This window comes from Microvirga calopogonii (assembly GCF_003347665.1).
GTDB classification, from domain to species: Bacteria; Pseudomonadota; Alphaproteobacteria; order Rhizobiales; family Beijerinckiaceae; genus Microvirga; species Microvirga calopogonii.
This window is the reverse complement of sequence record NZ_QDGA01000200.1, coordinates 1-4188: the sequence shown is the minus strand read 5'-3', so window position 1 is coordinate 4188 and position 4188 is coordinate 1. Positions and strand designations below refer to the sequence as shown.

Annotated in this window: 2 protein-coding genes and 1 pseudogene; 1 reads left to right on the top strand and 2 read right to left on the bottom strand. The window is 64.2% G+C overall.

The window, feature by feature from the left end; translation table 11 throughout:
- Positions 1-16 precede the first annotated feature (16 nt).
- Positions 17-847, bottom strand: a pseudogene (locus DDF70_RS35665) (IS5 family transposase).
- 316 nt (positions 848-1163) lie between these two features.
- On the opposite strand from DDF70_RS35665, the gene DDF70_RS35660 reads away from it, so the two are divergent.
- Complete coding sequence (locus DDF70_RS35660; RefSeq protein WP_245435784.1) at positions 1164-2438, top strand: IS701 family transposase; 1275 nt, start codon at positions 1164-1166, stop codon at positions 2436-2438.
- Between the two features lie 508 nt (positions 2439-2946).
- On the opposite strand, the gene DDF70_RS35655 is transcribed toward DDF70_RS35660, so the two are convergent.
- Positions 2947-4110, bottom strand: a complete 1164-nt coding sequence (locus DDF70_RS35655) for an IS110 family RNA-guided transposase (protein WP_114944612.1) — start codon at positions 4108-4110, stop codon at positions 2947-2949.
- Positions 4111-4188: the final 78 nt, after the last annotated feature.

Here is a 4188-nt window from a genome sequence, read left to right as displayed (position 1 = left end):
AGACGCTGGTGAGCAATTATCTTTCTGTTCGCGTGAGGCGGCGCAGCAGGATGCGGCTCATGGCGAGGTAGAGCAGCATCTCGCCGGTTTCGACCAGGCGTTCGTAGTCCTTGGCCAGCCGCCGGTTGGTGGTCAACCAGGCGATGGTTCGCTCAACGAGCCATCGGCGTGCGAGCACGTGAAAGCCACTCGGCCGTGTTGGTGGCTCCGCGTCGGCGCGCATCCAGACGCCGCCACTCCACCAGTGTTGCGGAATGGACAGCTTCCATCCGAGCGCTCTGCACAGCCAATCCTTCAACCCTCAATAAGCCGTGTCCGCCCACATGAGCTCGATAGCCGGGAAGAGATGCTCTAAACCCTCCAACAGGAGCTCGGCGCCCGCGCGGTCATGGAGGTCGGCCGGATGCACCTTGTTCTTCAGCAGCGTTCCTTGCGTATCAACGAGCAAGTGACGCTTGCGGCCCTTGATCTTTTTGCCACCATCGTACCCACGTGATCCACCCATCTCAGTGGTTTTGACCGACTGGCTGTCGATGATCGCCGCTGTCGGCTGAGGAGCCCGGCCAATCATGCGGCGATAACTCTCGCGCAGCACTCGCGTGACCTGCTCCCACGTCCCGTTCTCGCGCCACTGGGCATAGTGATAGAACACGGCGTAGCGCGGAGGGTATTCGTGCGGTAGCAGCCGCCACTGGGCGCCGGTGCGCAGCAGATAGAAGATGGCGTCGATGATGCGTCGGAGCGGATAAGTCTGCCGTCGCCCGGCGGGATGGCTGCGGGTTATCAGCGGCTCCAGCAGCGTCCATTCCGCATCAGTGAGATCGCTGGCGCAGGAACGGACATCCATGGCACGGGCTCCTCAAACGTGAAACAGCCCGCATCCGCCTCCGCGGCCCAGCTCCAAACCTATTCTGAATCAACCACTTAGATCGAGCAATAAAATTGCTCACCAGCCTCTCATTGGCCATCTCCGTGGTGTGAGAGACCTCTGACCGGCGCTTCGCAGGGCTCGTGAGAAGAGTGCATCTGCACCTCGCTGGCGGGAGCCTGCGTCTTGCCGGTTACCAGCGGGACCTACTGGCAATGGATGAGACATCTTAGCATTACAGTTGCAGGTGCCGCTCATGGGCTCATAATCTCCTGATCTGACCCAGGAGGCTGCCATGACGGGTGTGGCCATCGAGCAGATGCTCGAACTCTGGTGTGTGGAGTTGCGTCAGGTCAAAGCTCACCTCCAATCGCTGTTTGCCCATCCCAGCGTCGCTACCTCGGCGGCCGCCTTCCTCGATGGGGTGCTCGGGCCGGAGCGGCGCAAGACCGGCTGGATGCGGGCCGAGGCCGCGGGCGACTCGGGCCCCTGGCGCCAGCAGGCGGTGCTCGGCCGCAGCCACTGGGACGCCGATGCTTTGAGAGACATGGTGCGCGCGTATGCGCTCGAGACGCTCGCCTCACCCGGGGCGGTGCTCGTCCTCGACGAGACTGGCTTTCTCAAGCAGGGCCAGCACTCGTGTGGCGTAGGCCGGCAGTACACCGGCTCGGCGGGCAAGATTGCAAATTGCCAGATCGGCGTGTTTGCCGCTTACGTATCGCACAAGGGCTGCGCCTTCATCGATCGTCAGCTGTATCTGCCGCAGGACTGGACGAACACGCCCGAGCGCCTTGCGGCGGCTCAGGTGCCCGGCAGCATCCGCTTCGTGACCAAACCTGAGATCGCCGCGCAGATGATCGAGCGCGCTCTTGCGGCCAGCGTGCCGTTCGCGTGGGTGGCCACCGACACGGTCTATGGCGTGGGCCGGTTCGAGATGCAGCTGCGCCGGGCCGGCAAGGGCTATGTGCTGGGCGCGCATGCTACCGATCAGTTCTCGTCCTGGATCGACAAGCCCGAAGTCGCCGGCACGGCCGAGCAGATCGCGCAGGCTCTTTCTCCCGAGGCTTGGACGCGCTTGTCAGCCGGCGATGGTACGACGGGAGCGCGCCTGTATGACTGGGCTTATCTCGAACTCGCCGATCTCGCGGCGGAGGAATACAACGAGCATCTCACCGGCTTATGGACACGGGGGCTGCTGATCCGGCGCCGCCTCTCTGATGGGGCTCTGGCGTTCTTCTCGACCTGGTGTCCGGCTGACACCCCGATGGAAACCTTGGTGCGGGTGGAGGGGCAGCGCTGGGCGATCGAGGACGCGTTCGAGACCGCCAAAACCGAGTTGGGGCTCACCCACAACGAGACGCGCTCGTGGCATGGCTGGCACCGGCATGTGTCGCTGGTGATGCTGGCGTTCGCCATGATGGCAGTGGTGCGCCAGCGCGCCAATGCTCTCACCTCACCCCAAAAAAGAAGCAACGAAGCCAAGCTGCAGCGCTGGCACGCTGGTCTATCCAGGAAATCCGCCGCGTCGCCACCCGCCTCCAGCAACGCCGGATCGAGCCTGCCTTCGTGATCGCCTGGTCCGCCTGGCGTCGCGCGCATCAGGCGATGGCACAAACCTCACATCGCAAGCGGAGGGCGCAACTCACATGGGCATTGGTCGGTCAAGATGCTGGGTCATCGGAACACCGATCAGATCTCCGGCTGGTGTTTGACATCCAAGGTCTGAGCCCGTTGCATGATCTGGCCCGTGTCCAGCGCCAGCTCCCACTCACATGGGCATTGGTCGGTCAAGATGCTGGGTCATCGGAACACCGATCAGATCTCCGGCTGGTGTTTGACATCCAAGGTCTGAGCCCGTTGCATGATCTGGCCCGTGTCCAGCGCCAGCTCCCACTCACATCCGGTCGCTGCGCGCACGCAGCCGCACCATCATCCCGCTTGCAGCGGACGAGGGCTCAGGCGACGGGACCCTTCTGTAGTGCGGCATGCCAAGCCCTATTGCACATCGGTCCGTCCTCCTGGATCCGCCGGACCTGATCAGGGTCCAGCGAAGCACATCCACTCAGTCGTGCCGTGCCTTACGCAGACCTCATCACGGCACCCTCGATGATCACCCCAGCGGTCACATACTTCCACAGCGCGACGAGAAGTTTGCGGGCCAGCGCCACGATCATCGGCTTCTTCAGGCGCCCGCCGTTGCGCCGGACACGCTCCTGGAACCACTGGCTCAGGGCTGAGGCGGGCTGATGGCGCAGCCACAACCAGGCGAGCTGGATCATGGTGGTGCGCAGGCGTGGGTTGCCGGCCTTCGACACGCCTTGCTCGCGATCAATCGATCCGCTCTTCCAGGGGGTGGGGGCCAGGCCCGCATAGGCCGCCACCTGCCGGCGATTGGCGAAGGTGCGGAACAGGCCCTCCGCCCACAGAACAGCGGCGGCTTCCTGACCGATGCCTTTCAGGGGAAGCAGTCGCCCCGGTGGCACGGCGCCGGCCTCCTCATGGGCAGAGGCAAGCAGCTGGTCCCGCTCGGCTTCCACCGCCTTGATCTGTTCCAGCAGCAGCTCCAGCCGATCGAGTTCGCGGCTGATCTGGGTCTTCAGGTGCACTGGCAGCGGCCGGCCATCACCGGTCGTGAGCGCCTCGAGCCGTGTTCTGCGGTCGCGGTGCAGGGGCTCATAGTCGCCGATCCCCTGCGCGAACAGCAGGCCCTTGATCCGGTTGACGTGCTGAACGCGCTCGGCCGTGAGCGTCTTGCGCTCGCGGCTGATGCGGCGCCGATCCTCCTGCTCAGGCGTGGGAGCCCGGACCATCGCACACACCCGCGGCTCCCCACGCTTGTAGGCCAGCAGCGTGCGCACCAGGGCCTCGCCGTCGATCTTGTCGGTCTTGGCCCGCCGGCAGCGGCGCGAGACCGCAATCGAGGCGGGATCGACCACATGGCTCTCGATCCCCTCGCTCTCCAGCACGCGATGGATCCAGAACCCATCCAGACCCGCCTCCTGGATGACAATGATCGGAAATAGCTGACCGGTTCGAGTGCGCGCTTTCTCCTGCAACTGAGCAAGCCGCGTCAGCAGGCCGGCCACATCGCCGCCGCGCACGCTGTGCTTGGACATTGTCTCCCCGGCCCCGGGCGACAGGGACGTGATCAGCCAGACCGAACGACTGAGTTCCAGTGAGACGAAGATTGCGCCAAGATGGGTGCGGATAGCGGTTTGCTCAAATCGGGGCTCAACGGACATCGGTTGGTCTCCAGCGTGAGTGGATATCGCAACCTCACTCTGCCAGAGAGTGGACCGCTATCCACCCCCATAGGATCT